The 16,071-nt window shown below is 59.2% G+C and carries 13 protein-coding genes and 1 riboswitch; of the genes, 5 read left to right on the top strand and 8 right to left on the bottom strand.

All coding sequences use genetic code 11. The features are described from left to right. Positions 1–15 precede the first annotated feature (15 nt). From ACJSDX_RS02440 to ACJSDX_RS02415, 6 genes are all read right to left on the bottom strand, one after another. Positions 16–573: an isochorismatase family protein gene (locus ACJSDX_RS02440; RefSeq protein WP_407993329.1), complete on the bottom strand. Its 558-nt coding sequence runs from the start codon at positions 571–573 to the stop codon at positions 16–18. Positions 574–599: 26 nt separating this feature from the next. After that, a complete protein-coding gene (locus ACJSDX_RS02435) occupies positions 600–1,979 on the bottom strand; it encodes a TolC family outer membrane protein (protein ID WP_407993328.1) in 1,380 nt (459 codons plus the stop codon). A 25-nt stretch (positions 1,980–2,004) separates the two neighbouring features. Beyond that, entirely contained in the window at positions 2,005–5,181 is a 3,177-nt protein-coding gene (locus ACJSDX_RS02430; RefSeq protein ID WP_407993327.1) for an efflux RND transporter permease subunit, read from the bottom strand. Next, positions 5,178–6,272 carry an efflux RND transporter periplasmic adaptor subunit gene (locus tag ACJSDX_RS02425; protein WP_407993326.1) on the bottom strand — a complete coding sequence of 365 codons (1,095 nt, stop codon included), beginning with the start codon at positions 6,270–6,272 and terminating at the stop codon, positions 5,178–5,180. Before ACJSDX_RS02425 ends, ACJSDX_RS02430 begins: the two co-directional genes overlap by 4 nt. Positions 6,273–6,281: 9 nt before the next feature. Next, positions 6,282–6,926, bottom strand: coding sequence for a TetR/AcrR family transcriptional regulator (locus tag ACJSDX_RS02420; protein WP_407993325.1), 645 nt, complete (start codon positions 6,924–6,926; stop codon positions 6,282–6,284). Between the two features lie 193 nt (positions 6,927–7,119). After that, positions 7,120–7,776: a protein-L-isoaspartate O-methyltransferase family protein gene (locus ACJSDX_RS02415; RefSeq protein WP_407993324.1), complete on the bottom strand. Its 657-nt coding sequence runs from the start codon at positions 7,774–7,776 to the stop codon at positions 7,120–7,122. 170 nt (positions 7,777–7,946) lie between these two features. Beyond that, positions 7,947–8,057, top strand: a riboswitch (TPP riboswitch). A 68-nt stretch (positions 8,058–8,125) separates the two neighbouring features. Here ACJSDX_RS02415 and thiC point away from each other — a divergent pair. Continuing rightward, a complete protein-coding gene (thiC, locus tag ACJSDX_RS02410) occupies positions 8,126–10,012 on the top strand; it encodes a phosphomethylpyrimidine synthase ThiC (RefSeq protein ID WP_407993323.1) in 1,887 nt (628 codons plus the stop codon). Positions 10,013–10,060: 48 nt separating this feature from the next. Here thiC and ACJSDX_RS02405 read toward each other — a convergent pair whose 3' ends face one another. Further along, positions 10,061–10,456, bottom strand: coding sequence for a type II toxin-antitoxin system death-on-curing family toxin (locus ACJSDX_RS02405; protein WP_407993322.1), 396 nt, complete (start codon positions 10,454–10,456; stop codon positions 10,061–10,063). Next, complete coding sequence (locus ACJSDX_RS02400; protein WP_407993321.1) at positions 10,453–10,677, bottom strand: AbrB/MazE/SpoVT family DNA-binding domain-containing protein; 225 nt, start codon at positions 10,675–10,677, stop codon at positions 10,453–10,455. The genes ACJSDX_RS02405 and ACJSDX_RS02400 overlap by 4 nt, the downstream gene beginning before the upstream one ends. Before the next feature lie 116 nt (positions 10,678–10,793). Between ACJSDX_RS02400 and ACJSDX_RS02395 the strand changes: the two genes are divergently transcribed. The 4 genes from ACJSDX_RS02395 (at position 10,794) to ACJSDX_RS02380 (ending at position 16,071) form a co-directional block, all read left to right on the top strand. Next, entirely contained in the window at positions 10,794–11,978 is a 1,185-nt protein-coding gene (locus ACJSDX_RS02395; RefSeq protein ID WP_407993320.1) for a pseudouridine synthase, read from the top strand. Positions 11,979–12,004: 26 nt separating this feature from the next. Further along, the gene (locus tag ACJSDX_RS02390; RefSeq protein WP_407993319.1) at positions 12,005–12,400 is read left to right on the top strand and encodes a YidB family protein; all 396 of its coding nucleotides are present in this window, start codon (positions 12,005–12,007) and stop codon (positions 12,398–12,400) included. A 95-nt stretch (positions 12,401–12,495) separates the two neighbouring features. Beyond that, positions 12,496–13,305: an undecaprenyl-diphosphate phosphatase gene (locus ACJSDX_RS02385; protein WP_407993318.1), complete on the top strand. Its 810-nt coding sequence runs from the start codon at positions 12,496–12,498 to the stop codon at positions 13,303–13,305. Positions 13,306–13,389: 84 nt separating this feature from the next. Beyond that, positions 13,390–16,071, top strand: coding sequence for an AsmA family protein (locus ACJSDX_RS02380; protein WP_407993317.1), 2,682 nt, complete (start codon positions 13,390–13,392; stop codon positions 16,069–16,071).

Raw genomic sequence — 16,071 nt, 5'->3', positions numbered from 1 at the left:
CCCGACTGGGCCGGATTACCGCACCAGCCGGGAAACCGCCTTGAAGGCTTCGCCTTCGGCAATGCCCAGCCACTCGAACACGATGGATTCCGTATTGCTGATGATCACGCCCGCCTGGCGCAGCCTCGGCAATGCATTGGCCTTGTTGGCCGGGTCGCGCGACAGCACGGCATCTTCCGCCACGATTGCCTGGTAGCCGTCCCGCTGCAATTGCAATGCGGTCTGCAGCACGCAGATATGGGCTTCCATGCCTGCAAGCACGATTTGCGGCCGGTCGGCGTGCAATCGCTCGCGGAACGCGGGCACCGCGTAACAGGAAAACGCGGTTTTCTCTATCCTGCAGGCATGGCCCAAGCTGTCTTGCAGGCCGGCGATCGTATTGCCCAGGCCCTTGGGATATTGCTCGGTGCAGATGGCGGGCACGTCGAGCAGGTGGGAGGCCTGCAGCAGGATATCGCAATAACGCGCCACCGACGTCATGGCATCCTGGTCCATGGCGGCGGCGAGCCTTTCCTGGACGTCGATGACGACGAGCTGGCTGAGGGAGCGGACGGCTAAATCGGTGGCAGGCATGGACTTGTTCCCGGCTCTATCGTCGCTCAGTCCGACAATTGGCTGGTCAGGACCAGGCGCTCGTTGACTTCGCTCAAGTCGGCCTCATTCAGGAGGCCGACGGCATATCTCAGGCGGAGCACATTCATCAGGTAGTTGTAGCGCGATTGAAGCAGGTCGCGCTTGGCGGTGAACAATTGCTGCTGGGCATTGAGCACATCCACGCTATTGCGCACCCCGACCTCGTAGCCCAGGTTGGTGGAATCGAGCTGGCTCTGGCTGGAACTGAGCGCCTGTTCATAGGCCTGGACCTGCGCCACGCTGCCGGTGAGGTTCAGGTAAGCCTGGCGCGTATCCAGTTCGGATTTCCTGCGTGCCGCCTCGACTTCGTCCTGGGCTCTTTGCTGGTTGGCGACGGCTTCGCGCACACGGGAGCTGACGGCCCCACCTTGGTACAGCGGGATGTTCAGCCTGAGGCCGATGGTGGCGTTCTGCAAATCGCTGCCGAAGCCATTCGGACTGCCGCTCGCGCGCGTATCGGCATAGCTGCCCACCATGTCCAGCGTGGGCCAGTGTCCTGCGCTCATGCGCTCGACTTCTTGCGTGGCGAGCCGCAGCGCTTCCTGCTGGATGCTCAGCGTCAGGTTGTTCTGTACGGCAAGGTTGACCCATTGCTCCATATCCAGCGGCTGGGGCGACCGGGTTTTCAGGTCCTGGCGCACTGTGGCAAGGCGCTCGGGCAAGCGTCCCGTGATGGCCTGCACCGCGCGCTTGCGTACCTCGTAATCGTTGAGCACGGTGATTTCCTGGGCCTTGAGCAGATCGAACCTCGCCTGGGCCTCATTCACGTCGGTGATGGTGGCAGTGCCGACCTCGAAATTGGCCTTGGCTTGTTCCAGTTGTTTGGAAATCGCCGCTTTCTGGCTGTTGATGAGGTCGATCTGGTCCTGCGCCATCAGTACGTCGAAATAGGCCTGGGCGCTGCGCAGCATCAACTCCTGCTGCGATTGGATCAATTGCTTGTCCGCTTGCGAGACCTGGGTTTCCGCCTGCTTCATCTGCACCCAGTTTTCCTTGCGCAGGATGGGCTGGCTGAAGTTGACGCCGAAGCCGAAGGTGTCAAAGGACTCCCGACCCGCATTGCGGAAAATGGCGTTCTGTCCAAGATAGCGGATGTCGGTCTCGGAATGGCTGGCATCCGTTGTGAAGTTGACGGTTGGACGGTACAACGCCTTGCCCTGCTCGATTTTTTCCTGTGCCGCCAGGTTGCCGCTGCGTGCGGCGGCCAGCGTCGGGTCGTTGGTCAAGGCGATTTCGTAGATGTCGAGCAGGTTCTGCCCATTGGCGGCGGCTTGTGCCTGGAACGAAGCCAGGCCGGCTACGGCAATGATGAATAATGGAATGTGGGCAACTCTCATGGCAGTCATCTCTGAAATATCTGTTAATACCTTGTCAGGGTTGGTCGTCCGGCATTCTAACCCGATACCAGGCGGCATACAGTGCCGGCAGCGACAATATCGTCAACACGGTGGCGACGGTCAGCCCGCCCATGATCGCGACCGCCATCGGGCCGAAGAACGTGTTGCGCGTGAGCGGTATCATCGCCAGGATCGCCGCCGCGGCGGTGAGCATGATGGGCCGGAAGCGGCGCACGGCGGATTCGACGATGGCTTCCCATTCGGGCTTGCCTGCGCGTTTGTCCTGCTCGATCTGATCCACCAGGATCACCGAGTTGCGCATGATCATGCCCGATAGGGCGATGGTGCCCAGCATCGCGACGAAGCCGAAAGGCTTGTTGAAGATGAGCAGGGCGATGGTGACGCCGATCAGCCCGAGCGGCGCGGTCAATACCACGAGGAAAGTGCGGGAGAGGCTTTGCAGTTGCAGCATGAGGATGGTCAGCACGGCAAAGATGAACAGCGGCACGCCCGCCGCCACGGATTGGCCGCCTTTTGCCGACTCTTCTACTGCTCCGCCCGTTTCCAGGCTGTAGCCCAGGGGTAAGCGCCGGCGTAGCTCGACCAGCTGTTTCTCAACCTGGCCGGAGACCACCGGCGCCTGCAGGTCGCCGATCAGGTTGGCGCGTACCGTGATCGTGGGCGTGCGGTTGCGGCGCCAGATCACGGCATCCTCGAACCCCGGGGTGATGGTTGCCAGTTGCGACAATGGCACGCTGGCGCCGGCGCTGGTGGGTACCATCAATTCAGGCAGGTGCGAGAGATGAGTGCGTTCCAATGTGTCGCCGCGCAGCACCAAATCTATGCGCTCGATGCCTTCGCGGAACTCGGTAACGTAAAGCCCGCGCATGGCGGCATTGAGCAGGTTGGCAATGTCGGTGGAGCTGACGCCGAGCAGCCTGGCCTTGGATTGGTCGACTTCTATCTTCATCACTTTGCTGGGCTCTTCCCAATCCAGCTGCACATTGCTGAGGTTGGGGTTGCGGCGCATGATGTCGGCCACCTGATGGCTGATGTCGCGGATTTTATCCACGTCGGGTCCGGAAACGCGGAACTGCACGGGGAAGCCGACCGGCGGCCCGTTTTCCAGGCGCAATACCGAAGCCCGGAGCGCGGGAAAGTCGGTATCGAACAAATGCAGCAGCTTGCCGCGCAGCGCCTCGCGCTCGGCATTGCCTTCCGTCAGGACGACGAACTGGGCGAAGCTGCGCTGCGACAATTGCTGGTCGAGTGGCAGATAGAAGCGCGGGCTGCCGCTGCCGATATAGGCCACGTAGTTTTCTATGCCGGATTGTTTTTGCAACCATTGTTCCAGCTTTTTCACCTCGGCATCGGTGGCGGCGTAGGAAGAGCCTTCCGCCAGGCGCAGGTCGACGATCAGCTCGGGCCTGGTGGAATCCGGGAAGAACTGCTGTTGCACCAGCCCGAAACCCGCGACCGAAGCGATGAAGAGCAACACCGTGACAATGATGACAATCCAGCGATGGCGCACGCATTGGGTGATGAGGCTGCGCAAGCGCCGGTAGAAGCGCGAATCGTAGATATCGGCGTTCTCGCCCGCGGCCATGTGCTGCAAGTGGCGCTGCCTGCGCTCAGCGAGGCGTCGGCTGATTCTCGGGGCGATGCGTTGCAGCCAGCACGCCATGCGGGACGGTGGCTTGGCCGCCTGCTGCCTGTAGTCGGGTAGCAGGTAGTAGCCGAGATAGGGGACGAAGATCACTGCGGCCACCCAGGAGGCCAGCAAGGCGATTGCCGACACCTGGAAGATGGAGCGCGTGTATTCGCCCGTGGAAGACGCGGCTGTGGCGATCGGCAGGAAGCCGGCCACGGTGACCAGCGTGCCGGTGAGCATGGGGATGGCGGTGGAAGTGAAGGCGAAAGAAGCGGCCTTCATGCGTTCCCAGCCCTGCTCCATTTTTGACGACATCATTTCCACCGCGATAATGGCATCGTCCACCAGCAGCCCCAGGGCGAGGATCAATGCGCCCAGTGAAATCTTGTGCAGGCCCACGCCGAATATCTCCATCAGCAGAAAAGTGATGGCAAGGACGACCGGAATCACGATGGCGACCACGATCCCGGTGCGCAACCCCAGCGACAGCAGGCTGACTCCGAGTACGATGACCAGCGCCTCGACCAGCGAGCGGACGAAGTCATCGACGGAGTGGACGACGGCCCGGGGCTGCGACGAGACGGTATCCAGGCTGAGGCCCACAGGGAGCTGGGCGTCGATGCGCGCGACGGCGTGATCCAGCGAATGGCCGAGCTGGATGATGTCGCCGCCATGGTTCATGGCGACGCCGAGCAGCAGGGTTTCCTTGCCCATGTAGCGCACGCGCGCAGTAGGCGGGTCTTCGAATCCCCTGTAGACCTTGGCGATGTCGCCAAGGCGGAACTCGTTGCCGTTGGCGCGCAGTTTCAACTCGCGCAGGTTGTCCAGCCGGTCGAATCGACCGCTCACCGCAAGCCGGATATGCTCCGGCCCGCTGTCGTAAGCCCCGGCGCTATTGACCTGGTTCTGTTGCTGCAGCGTTTCCAGCAGGGTGCTGGTGCTGATGCCCAGCGTCGCCAGCTTGGCATTGGCCAGCTCGACATAGATGCGCTGCGGTTGCTCGCCGAAAAACTCCACCTTGGCGACATCCTTGATCTTGAGCAACTCGCCGCGGATGGATTCGGCCTGTTCCTTCAGCCTGGCATAGTCGTAGCCTTCCCCGTGCAGGGCGTAGAGGTTGCCGTAGACGTCGCCGAACTCGTCATTGAAGAACGGGCCTTGAATACCGTCCGGCAATGTATTGCGGATATCGCCGATCTTTTTTCTCGCCTGGTACCAGACATCCGGCACGGCGGATGGCGGCGTGGAGTCCTTGGCCAGGATGAAAATCAGGGATTCCCCAGGGCGTGAGTAACTGCGCAGGATATCGAGGTAGGGCAGCTCCTGCAGCTTCTTTTCGAGTTTGTCGGTGACCTGCTGCTCCACTTCGTGGGTGCTGGCGCCTGGCCACATCGTGCGCACTACCATCACCTTGAAGGTGAAGGGCGGGTCCTCCGACTGTCCGAGCTTGGTATAGGCCAGCATGCCGGCCAGGGTCAGCACCAGCATGAAGTAAAGCACCAGGCTGCGATGCTCGAGCGCCCAGCTTGAGAGATTGAAGGATTGGCGCTGGTCGTTCATTGGTTGACCTCGGTTTTGACCGGAGTGACCACTTGCCCTTCGTTGAGGGTATGCACGCCTGTGACGATGAGGGTTTCATCGCCCTTGAGCCCGGAAACGATGCTGACTCCCTGCTCGCTATAGCTGCCTATGCCGACCGCCCGCGAATGCACTTGATTGTTCGCCTCTACGACCCAAACCTGCGCCTGGCCATGTTGTTCCGATACGGCGGTGCTGGGCAGCACGAATTCGTGCTGATCGCCTCCCAGCCGTGCACCAGCCGTCATGCCGATTTGCACCTTGTCGTCGGCATCCAGCAACGATACCTGGGTCTTGAAGGTACGGGTCGCAGGATCGGCGGCGGGGGCGATTTCCCTGATGCGTCCCTGGTAGGTCTGGTCGCGGTTCGACCAGAGGCGCACGACAGCGCTTTCTCCTACCTTGATGTTTTGCATGCGGGATTCCGGGACGGCGATCTGTATTTCCAGTTCACTAGGCACCGCCACCCTGGCAACCACCTGTCCGGCATTCACCACTTGTCCAGGCTCTGCGTCGATCGCGGTGATGATCCCGTCGCGCTCTGCTGCCAGCGTGGTGTATTGAGCCTGGTTGCTTGCAACTTTCACCTGGGCTTGCGCCTGCTGCACCTGGGCCCGGCTCGATTTCAGGCGCGTTTCCACTGAATCCAGCGCTGCCGCGGAAATGAAGCGCTGCTCGAACAGCTGCCGCTGGCGCTTGCTGTCGGCCTCGGCCAACGCCAGTTGTGCTTCCGCTGAGTGCAATGCGGCCTGGGCGGATGCCAGCGACAGCCTGTTGTCCTCCGCATCCAGCCGTGCCAGCACTTGGCCCTTCTTGACATGGTCGCCGACTTCCACGTGTCGTTGGACGATCTTGCCCGCGATGCGGAAGCCTTGAGCCGACTCATAGCGAGGACGCACTTCGCCGATAAGCCACTGGCCATGGTCGCTATGCTGTGCGGCATCTAGCTGCATGACGAGGGCCGGCCTCGGTGGCGGCGTTTCAGATGCCGGCTTCTGGCAGGCAGCCAATGCCGGGATGGCGAGCGCCAGCATCCATGGGTTAAGCAGTGTTCGGGAAAATGGTAGAGGCATATCGATTACCTAGTGCTGGGTGTGAGGCCTCGTGAGGCCTTGAATCATGGCGTTTTGCATGAGGGAAACGCGCTGGCCTATTGGCTGCCAGTTCACCCAGTCGTCTCCCGCCATGCCGATTTCCAGGGCGCATACTCCATGGATGCCGGCCCATAATGTCTGGGCGATCAAGTCCATGTTGACCAGGTCGCCACGGAATGCCTGCTGTTCAAACGCCCGCTGCACCATGGAGCGCAGGTAGGCATAAGCGTCCTGCTCGATATTGCCTTGGCGCAACTTGGATTTTTCCTTGCTGTTGCTCGGCTTGGGCGTCATGAACATGAAGCGGTAATGATTGGGATAGGCCAATGCGAAACGGGAATAGGCGCTGCAGAGTACCTTCAATTGCTCTACTGCGTCGGGCACGGCGTCTGCGTTGATATTGCGCAGGTCGTTCGCCAATATCAGGGAGTCGTGGTCGCACAAAGTTTGCAGCAGGTCGTTCTTGTCCTTGAAATACAAGTATATCGTGGTTGGCGAATAGCCGACCCGTTTGGCGATCTCGCGCATGGAGACTGCCTCCACGCCGTGCTGTACAAACAGGTCGCGCGCGGCATCGAGGATCAGCTTCTGCAGTTGCCGGCGTTCTTCTATGGTTTTGACTCTGGGAGGCATGCGCTGGAACATTGACATCATCAAGGATGATTATTAAACGATGTTAACTTAACGGTGTCAATTTATAGTTTGAGTGAAAGGAAATCAGAAATAGAAAAAGCTGGTTTTGCTTGGATTGATGCCGACGCAGGCGGAAGGATAATTGCTGGCAGTACAACGAAAAACGGGAGCCTAGCTCCCGTTTAGAACATGGCTAGAAGCTGAATTTTTCCGGCTGGGGGGCGTTTTCGAGCTGAGGGAGCGTGGTCTCGAAAATCACGTCCTGCCGCAAACTGTCTTCGCTGATCCGCCGCACGATGGTGGCTTCCATCACCGGAGGTTCACCGATGACGGCAAACAGCCTGCCGCCGATATGCAGCTGTTTGGTTGCCAGCGGCGACAGCGCCAACGAGCCAGTGAAAACGATCACATCATAAGGGCCGTTGTCCGGCCACCCGCGCGCGCCGTCGCCTACATGCAGCGTCACATTGCTGATTTGTTGCTGGAGCAGCCTCGCATTTGCCTGGTGGCTAAGCTCGGCGTTGATCTCGACGCTGTGCACCTCTTGCGCAAGTGAGGCAAGCAAGGCGGTGAAGTAGCCGCTGCCGGTGCCGATTTCCAGCACTTTATCGGTGGGCTTGATTTCCAGCGACTGCAGGACGCGGCCTTCCATCTTGGGGGAAAGCATGGTCTGGCCGAAACCGATGGGGATTTCGATATCGGCAAACGCCAGGCCGCGATATTGCTCGGGGACAAACGCTTCGCGCGGCACGCGGCCCAGAAGGTCGAGCACGGTGCCGTCAAGCACTTCCCAGGGGCGGATCTGCTGCTCTATCATGTTGAAGCGGGCTTGTTCTACATCATGGTGCATTGCAATTGTCCTTATCCATCGCATGGCTATCGGTTTGCCGATTATAGCGCCAGACGGCAGAGTTTCAAGCTGGATCGCGTGACCTGCCAACTTTAGGCACATGCTGCTCTGCATCAACTGTGCATTGTCCACAATAATCTTGATCTAATCAGGGTTTTAACGTACATTCCTTCCATCGCTAGGGGTCTGCTGTTGCACGCTGAGGCATGCAATGGCAGTGAGAATTACCCTTTGAACCTGATGTGGATTATCCCACCGTAGGGAAGCGCAGTTTGGTTTGATGGGGTGGTTTCTATTTTTATTCCCCTGTCGGTACTCCAAAAACGCTTCCCGCATTTTGGAGACTTGAATGAACGCCACCGACAAAAACCTGCAGCAGAATTTCCTCAATGCCACCGCCCAGGTCGACCCTGGCGCAACGCAGCCTTTTACCAATTCCCGCAAGATCTATATCGAAGGCTCGCGCCCCGACATCCGCGTTCCTTTCCGCGAGATCAGCCTGTCGGATACGCCGTCGGCATTCGGCGCCGAGAAGAACCCGCCGGTGATTGTCTACGACACTTCCGGTCCTTACACCGATCCTGAAGTCAGTATCGACATCCGTAACGGTTTGCCCGCCTTGCGCGCTGGCTGGATTGCCGAGCGCGGCGATACCGAGCAACTGGACGGCCCGACTTCCAGCTACGGGCTGGAGCGGCTGAACGATCCCAAGCTGGCCGACATGCGCTTCAACCTGCATCGCAAACCGTTGCGTGCCAAGGCAGGCAGGAACGTGACGCAGATGCACTATGCGCGCCAAGGCATCATTACTCCGGAGATGGAGTTCATCGCCATCCGCGAGAACCAGCGCCGCGAAGGCATGAGCGAACTGTTGCAGACTCAGCATGCCGGGCAGCATTTCGGCGCTTCCATTCCTGAAATCATCACGCCTGAGTTCGTCCGGGACGAAGTGGCGCGCGGCCGGGCAATCATTCCTGCCAATATCAACCACCCCGAAATCGAGCCGATGATCATCGGCCGCAATTTCCTCGTGAAGATCAATGCTAATATCGGCAATTCCGCCGTCAGCTCAAGCATAGGCGAAGAAGTCGAGAAGATGGTCTGGGGCACCCGCTGGGGCGGCGATACCGTGATGGACCTGTCCACCGGCAAGAACATCCACGAAACGCGCGAGTGGATCATCCGCAATTCGCCCGTGCCGATCGGCACCGTGCCTATCTACCAGGCGCTGGAAAAGGTCAACGGCAAGGCCGAAGACCTGACTTGGGAAATCTTTCGCGATACCTTGATCGAGCAGGCGGAGCAGGGCGTGGATTATTTCACCATCCATGCCGGCGTGCGTTTGCAGTACATTCCGATGACCGCCAGGCGCATGACCGGCATCGTCTCGCGCGGCGGCTCCATCATGGCGAAGTGGTGCCTGGCGCACCATAAGGAGTCTTTCCTCTACGAGCATTTCGAGGAAATTTGCGACATCATGAAGGCCTACGATGTCAGCTTCTCGCTCGGCGACGGCCTGCGTCCCGGCTCGATCTACGATGCCAATGACGAAGCCCAGTTTGCTGAGCTGAGAACCTTGGGTGAATTGACCCGGATCGCCTGGAAGCATGACGTGCAGACCATGATCGAAGGCCCTGGCCACGTACCCATGCACATGATCAAGGAAAACATGGACTTACAGCTGGAGCATTGCGGCGAGGCCCCGTTCTATACTCTGGGACCTTTGACCACCGATATCGCACCCGGCTACGACCACATCACCTCCGGCATCGGCGCCGCGATGATAGGCTGGTACGGTTGCGCGATGCTGTGCTACGTCACGCCGAAGGAGCACCTGGGCCTGCCGGACAAGGAAGACGTGCGCGTCGGCATCGTCACCTACAAGATTGCGGCGCATGCCGCCGACCTGGCCAAAGGTCACCCAGGTGCGCAGATTCGCGACAACGCCCTGTCCAAGGCGCGTTTCGAGTTCCGTTGGGAGGACCAGTTCAACCTCGGCCTCGATCCGGAGAAAGCCAAGGAATTCCACGACGAGACCCTGCCGCAGGAAGGCGCCAAGCAGGCGCATTTCTGCTCCATGTGCGGCCCGCACTTTTGCTCGATGAAAATCACCCAGGACGTACGCGAATATGCCGACAAGTTGGGCGTGGACGAACAGGTGGCGCTGAGCAAGGGCATGCAGGAAAAGGCGATCGAGTTCGTCAAGCGCGGCAGCGAGGTTTATCAGAAGGTTTGATGGCAGGCATTGCCTGCATGAGGTAACGGCCAGTTTAACTGGCTGCTTTTATGTCAACACAGTGCTGTGGCGTCTTATCCAGTCTGCAAAAGCATCTTCACGGAGGTTGCCAGCAGCGACATCCAGCATGGTGAGCACCTTGTCTGTATCGGTTGCTGTGAGATCAAAACCGTTCAAACGTAAGAACAGTAACGTCGCCACAAATGCACTGCGCTTGTTGCCATCGGCAAAGGGATGGTTTCGAGCGATGCCATAGCCGTAGGCCGCTGCAAGTGCGGCGCAATCCGGAGTGCCATAGGTAGCCAAGTGCTCGGGGCGAGCCAACGCAGATTCCAGCAAGCCCTGATCGCGGATACCCCTTAATCCGCCGTGCTCGGCCAATTGTTCGTCATGGACGGCAAGAATGATGGGCAGGGGAATCCATACCCAGTCACCTTTGTTCATTTTGCTAATTCACGCAGGACGGCGCGGTTTTCCTTCATGATCTTGCGTGCAAGTTCCATTTGCCGTTCGAATTCTTCATTATGTGGTGTAATGCTGAAACCATCGGGCGTTTCGGTGACAAATAACTCATCACCTTTTTCCAGTTTGAACTTGCCAAGCAATTCCTTGGGCAGGATCACGCCCAGCGAATTGCCGATTTGCGTCAGTTTGAGTGTGGACATGGCGATTGTCCTCATGAATGTTATAACTTTGGTTATAATACACAAGTTTCCCAGGCGTTCCAATGCATTGGTGCGTCAGTCCTGATTGCGATAGCCTGCTATGCTAAAATCACGCCATGACCACGCTTAAATTGAAACCCGGTGCGGCAACTTCGCCGAAGAGTCCCGGCAAGCCGCCGGTACGCAGGGCCGACCCCGCCAAGCGTTCGCGTACGTCGGCGCCAGAATATGTGGCGAAGGCTTTGCCGGCAGCCGTTGCAGAAGCGAAAGAACCAGCAAAAAAAGAGCCAGCAAAGCCTGTTCCCGCGACTGGACGAAGAGCAGCAGGGCCTGGTCGTACTGGCAGGAGTAATGCCACTGGTAAATCCCCATCTGCGACAAAGCCAGCAGCGCAGCGGCCAGCATCCGCCAGGAAGCCTTACGGCAAAAAAGACGATAATCCTCGCCAGTTTTCTGACCGAGACACGCCGCGCCGTGGCGGCAAGCAACGTGACGGATTCGAGCCTGGCGAGTTCAACCAGGACCGGAAGACCAATCCCAAGTTTTCGCCCAAGCCGGTTCCCAGCCAGCCTGAATTGCCCAGGCTTTCCAAACGCATGGCCGAGCTCGGCCTGTGCTCGCGCCGCGAGGCGGATGAGTTCATTTCAAATGGCTGGGTGACGGTGAATGGCGAGGTGGTCGACGTGCTGGGCACGCGCGTATCGCCCGATGCCGAGATCAAGGTCAGCAAGGAGGCGCACAAGCACCAGGCGGAGATCGTCACCATACTGCTGCACAAGCCGGTAGGCTATGTCTCAGGCCAGGCGGAGGACGGTTATGAGCCTGCGGTGGTCTTGGTGCACCCGGACAACCAGTGGGAGGAAGACCCGACCCAGACGATATTCAAGCGCGGTCATTTACGCGGCTTGGCGCCCGCAGGGCGCCTGGACATCGATTCCACCGGCTTGCTGGTGCTGACCCAGGACGGCCGCGTGGCGCGCCAATTGATCGGCGAGGATTCGACGATCGAGAAGGAATACCTAGTGCGCGTCACCGGGACGCTCAGCGAAGAAGGGCTGAAAAAGCTCAATCACGGCCTGAGCCTGGATGGGGTCAAGCTCAAGCCCGCCAAGGTTTCCTGGCAGAACGAGGACCAGCTGCGCTTCGTGCTGCGCGAGGGGCGCAAGCGCCAGATCCGCCGCATGTGCGAACTGGTCGGGCTCACCGTGGTCGGACTCAAGCGCGTGCGTATCGGCAGCGTGGCCCTGGGCAAGCTGCCTGTGGGAACTTGGCGCTATTTGCGGCCTGGCGAGCGCTTCTAGGCGGGTTGCCTTATCGAGGAACATAAATGGGATTGTTTGACAGTATTGCAGGTTCGGTGATGGGCAAGCTCGCTGGCGGCAGCGGCAACCCGATGGTGCAGGCCGGGCTGGAGCTCATGAACAAGTCCGGCGGGCCGCAAGGCGTGCTCGACAAGCTGCGCGCCAATGGCCTGGGCGCCGAGGTCGAGTCATGGCTGGGCTCCGGCGGCAACCTGCCATTGAATCTGCAACAAGTGTTGCAGGTATTCGGCACGGAGTTGATCCAATCGATGGCGGCGCAGTTTTCCCTGCCTGTCGACGATTTCGGCCGCAAGCTGGCGGAATACCTGCCGCAGGCGATCGACAAGCTCAGCCCGGACGGCAAGCTGCCGAGCAGCCAGGCGGAACTGATGGCACGGGCATTTTCCTTGCTTAAGGAATAGCGGTTCCTGCGGGAGCGTCGGGGGGCGGTTCATCGCAGGGTCACAAGCATGCGGCATGATGATGCCGCCAATATCAACAACAAAGACAGCAGGACATGGATATCTTATTACTATTCAAGGCATTTATCCTCGGCGTCATCGAGGGGGCCACCGAATTTCTCCCCATCAGCAGCACGGGCCATCTCATCATCATCGGCGATTTGCTCGATTTCAACGACGACAAGGGCAAGGTGTTCGAGATCGTCATCCAGCTGGGCGCCATCCTCGCCGTATGCTGGGAATACCGCAGCCGCTTGACCGCGGTGGCAACCACCTTGCATACCAATACGTCGCAGCGTTTTATTCTCAACCTGTTCGTCGCATTCCTGCCTGCGGCCATCCTAGGCCTGCTGCTGCACGGCTTCATCAAGGAACACCTGTTCTCCTCGATTACCGTGGCGTGCGCCCTGATCATCGGCGGCTTCGTCATCCTGCTGGTGGAAAATCTCTATTCGCACGACAAGGCCCCTGCCGCCAAGGCATCGAACCTCAACGAGATTACGCCATGGCAGGCGCTCAAGGTCGGTTGCGCGCAATCGCTGGCGATCATGCCCGGCGTGTCGCGTTCCGGCGCCACCATCCTTGGCGGCATGATCTTCGGCCTCAACCGCAAGACGGCAACCGAGTTCTCCTTCTTCCTGGCAATCCCGGTGATGCTGGCGGCGACGGTCTATGATGTCTACAAGAATCGCGAACTGTTTGTCGCAGAAGACCTGGCGATGTTCGCCGTCGGTTTCATCACAGCCTTCCTCGCAGCGTTGGTGGCGATCAAGACCTTGATCCGCTACGTGGCCAACCACGATTTCAAGGGTTTTGCCTATTACCGCATCGTGCTCGGCATCATCGTGCTGGCTTATTACTGGTAATCGCCCGCATCCGTATCGCTGCCGGTCAGGCGCCGACAATGATACACTCATCCTCTTCGCGCGCAATCAAAACAGGATAGGTTAATGAATAAAATCCTTAAGTATTCCTTGTTTGGCCTCGGCGGAATCGTTCTGGTGCTGGTCATCATCGTGGCGGTGTTCGCCGCCACCTTCAACCCGAACGATTACAAACCCATGATCGTGAAACTGGTGCAGGACAAGAAGCAGCGCACCCTCAATATCGAGGGCGACATCAAGTTGGCGTTCTGGCCCAAGCTGGGTGCGGACCTGGGCAGGATTTCCCTGTCAGAGCACAACAGCGACAAGGAATTTGCCGCCGTGGAGGGGCTCAAGGTCTCCGTGGCGTTGATCCCGTTATTGAGGAAAGAGCTGGTGGTCGATGCGGTCTATGTGGACGGCGCGCTTGCCAATATCGTGCGCCACCAGGACGGCAGCACCAATTTCGACGATTTGCTGAGCGAGGACAAGGACGAGCCTTCGCAGGAAATCAATTTTGATATTTCCAGCATCAACGTCAGCAATTCCGCCGTGAGCTTTCATGACGAGGCCGCGGACAGCACCTATGCCGTCAAGCAGTTCAACCTCAAGACCGGGCGCGTTGCGCTTGCCACGCCATTCGACCTTGCGAGCGATTTCGAAGTGAGCGCAAGCGCGCCGAAGATGGAGGCTAAGGTCAAGCTGCAAGGTAGCTTCATGGCCGATGTCGAGAACCAGCATTTCGCCGCGCAAAAGCTGGATGCCGTGGTCAAGGGCAATATCGCGGATGTGCAGGATGCGGACATCCGCCTGACAGGCGACGTGGATGCGCGGCCTGAAAACATGGAATTCCTCGTCAACGGCCTCAAACTCGCGTTTTCCGGCCAGCTTGCCGATGCCAAGCTGGTGGCGGATTTCGCTGCGCCCAAGCTAATGGTGCGTCAGGATGAAGTGTCTAGCGAGAAGGCTGAACTGGCCTTCAGCCAAGAAAAAGCAGGCGACAGCATCAAGGCCCAACTGACGTTGGCGGACATCAAGGGTTCGCCAAGGGAGCTGCAAAGCAGCGGCATCAATGGCGAATTCAGCCTCAAGCAAACCGACCGCAGCGTGGAAAGCAAGTTCTCATCGCCATTCAAGGGCAACCTCGAAGACCTGGTGTTCGAGCTGCCCAAGCTGGCAGGCAAGATAGACATCAAGGACAAGGCCTTGCCGAAAGGCACTGCCCAGGGCGAGTTCGCCTTCAAGCTGCTGGCTGACGTCAAGCAGGAAAAGGTAGACAGCGATTTCAGCCTGGATGTCGAGGACACCAAGCTCAAGGGCGACGTGGCCGTGGCCGGCTTTGCCAGGCCAGATGTCCGCTTCAACCTCAGCGGCGACAAACTGGACTTGAACAAACTGCTGGGCAATAACGCAGCCAATGCCAAACCGACGCAGAAAGCCGCAAGCAAGCCGGCGGCCGAGCCGGCAGCGCCCGATCTTTCCGCATTGAAAGACCTGCTGTTGCAGGGCAATGTGAACATCGGCAGCATCGTCTACGAGAAATTCCGCCTGGCCGGGCTCAAGCTCGGCATCAAGGCCGACGGCAAGACGCTCAATGTCAGCCCGTTCAACGTGAGGCTGGATGAAACCACGATCAATGGTAAGTTCGGCATTAGCCGGTTCGAGCGGCCGATCTACCATTTCGACGTCGATATCGACAAGCTGGATGCGGACCGCTATATCACCGATTCCGAAGCGAAGCCTGCGAAACCGGCGCCAGCCACGGCGAGCAAGCCGCAGGAAGACGCCCCCATAGACCTGAGCGCATTGCGGCAATTGAATGCGGACGGCGAGCTGCGCATCGGCTCGCTCAAGGTGGCCAACGTCAAAAGCACCAATGTGCGCATCAAGCTAAAGGCGGACTCGGGGGTGGCCGAACTCGCCCCTTTTTCCGCTAATCTCTACGAGGGCTCCATGAACGGCGCCCTGACGGTCGACGCCCGCAGCACGCCGAATATCGCCATCAAGCAGGACATGAAGAGCATCGCGATCGGCCCCTTGCTGACAGACGCCATCAACAACGACATGCTCAACGGCAAAGGCAGCCTGAACCTGGACATCACCACCAGCGGCGATACCGTGAATTCCCTCAAGAAAGGGCTGAACGGCAAGGCTGCACTCAACCTCAAGGACGGTGCGGTCAAGGGCATCGATATTGCCGGGACGCTGCGCGGCGCCAAGGACAAGCTCAATGCGCTCAAGGGCAGCACCAGTGTTGCGGGCGACAAGAGCAAGCAGACGGATTTCAGCGAGATGTCCGCCAGCTTCAATATTCAGAACGGCGTGGCGCACAACGACGACCTCGACATGAAGGCACCGTTGTTCCGCATTGCGGGCAACGGCAGCGTCGACATTGTCAACGAAACCCTGGATTACCTTGCCAAGCCTACTGTCGTCGCCTCCCTCAAGGGCCAGGGCGGGGCCGGCTTGCAGGAGCTCAACGGCCTTACCGTGCCGGTCAAGCTCACCGGGACCTTCACTAAGCCGGCCTACGCCATCGACTTTGCCGGACTGGCTGCTGCCGTGGCCAAGAACAAATTGTTGGAAGGCGCCGGCGGCGCCAAGGGCGAGGCGGTCAAGAACCTGCTGGAAGGCAACCGTGAGGAGGCGGTGAAATCCCTGCTCAACAAGAAAAGCGACAAGAGCAAGGACGAAGCCGGCAGCGAGGCCCCGCCTGCCTCCTCTGAAGACAAGGTCAAGCAGAAACTCCAGAACCTGTTTGGCCGTTGA

It is taken from the genome of Methylobacillus draconifructus (genome assembly GCF_045984355.1).
GTDB classification, from domain to species: domain Bacteria; phylum Pseudomonadota; class Gammaproteobacteria; order Burkholderiales; family Methylophilaceae; genus Methylobacillus; species Methylobacillus flagellatus_A.
The sequence above is the reverse complement of the archived record's forward strand: the minus strand, read 5'-3'. Positions and strand labels throughout refer to the sequence as shown.

Bases quoted from the DNA above. Each gene is read 5' to 3' on its own strand.
- ACJSDX_RS02435 (WP_407993328.1), bottom strand. From the start codon at position 1,979: ATGACTGCCATGAGAGTTGCCCACATTCCATTATTCATCATTGCCGTA.
- ACJSDX_RS02425 (WP_407993326.1), bottom strand. From the start codon at position 6,272: ATGCCTCTACCATTTTCCCGAACACTGCTTAACCCATGGATGCTGGCG.
- thiC (WP_407993323.1), top strand. From the start codon at position 8,126: ATGAACGCCACCGACAAAAACCTGCAGCAGAATTTCCTCAATGCCACC.
- ACJSDX_RS02395 (WP_407993320.1), top strand. From the start codon at position 10,794: ATGACCACGCTTAAATTGAAACCCGGTGCGGCAACTTCGCCGAAGAGT.
- ACJSDX_RS02415 (WP_407993324.1), bottom strand. From the start codon at position 7,776: ATGCACCATGATGTAGAACAAGCCCGCTTCAACATGATAGAGCAGCAG.
- ACJSDX_RS02440 (WP_407993329.1), bottom strand. From the start codon at position 573: ATGCCTGCCACCGATTTAGCCGTCCGCTCCCTCAGCCAGCTCGTCGTC.
- ACJSDX_RS02380 (WP_407993317.1), top strand. From the start codon at position 13,390: ATGAATAAAATCCTTAAGTATTCCTTGTTTGGCCTCGGCGGAATCGTT.
- ACJSDX_RS02385 (WP_407993318.1), top strand. From the start codon at position 12,496: ATGGATATCTTATTACTATTCAAGGCATTTATCCTCGGCGTCATCGAG.
- ACJSDX_RS02390 (WP_407993319.1), top strand. From the start codon at position 12,005: ATGGGATTGTTTGACAGTATTGCAGGTTCGGTGATGGGCAAGCTCGCT.
- ACJSDX_RS02420 (WP_407993325.1), bottom strand. From the start codon at position 6,926: ATGCCTCCCAGAGTCAAAACCATAGAAGAACGCCGGCAACTGCAGAAG.
- ACJSDX_RS02430 (WP_407993327.1), bottom strand. From the start codon at position 5,181: ATGAACGACCAGCGCCAATCCTTCAATCTCTCAAGCTGGGCGCTCGAG.
- ACJSDX_RS02405 (WP_407993322.1), bottom strand. From the start codon at position 10,456: ATGAACAAAGGTGACTGGGTATGGATTCCCCTGCCCATCATTCTTGCC.
- ACJSDX_RS02400 (WP_407993321.1), bottom strand. From the start codon at position 10,677: ATGTCCACACTCAAACTGACGCAAATCGGCAATTCGCTGGGCGTGATC.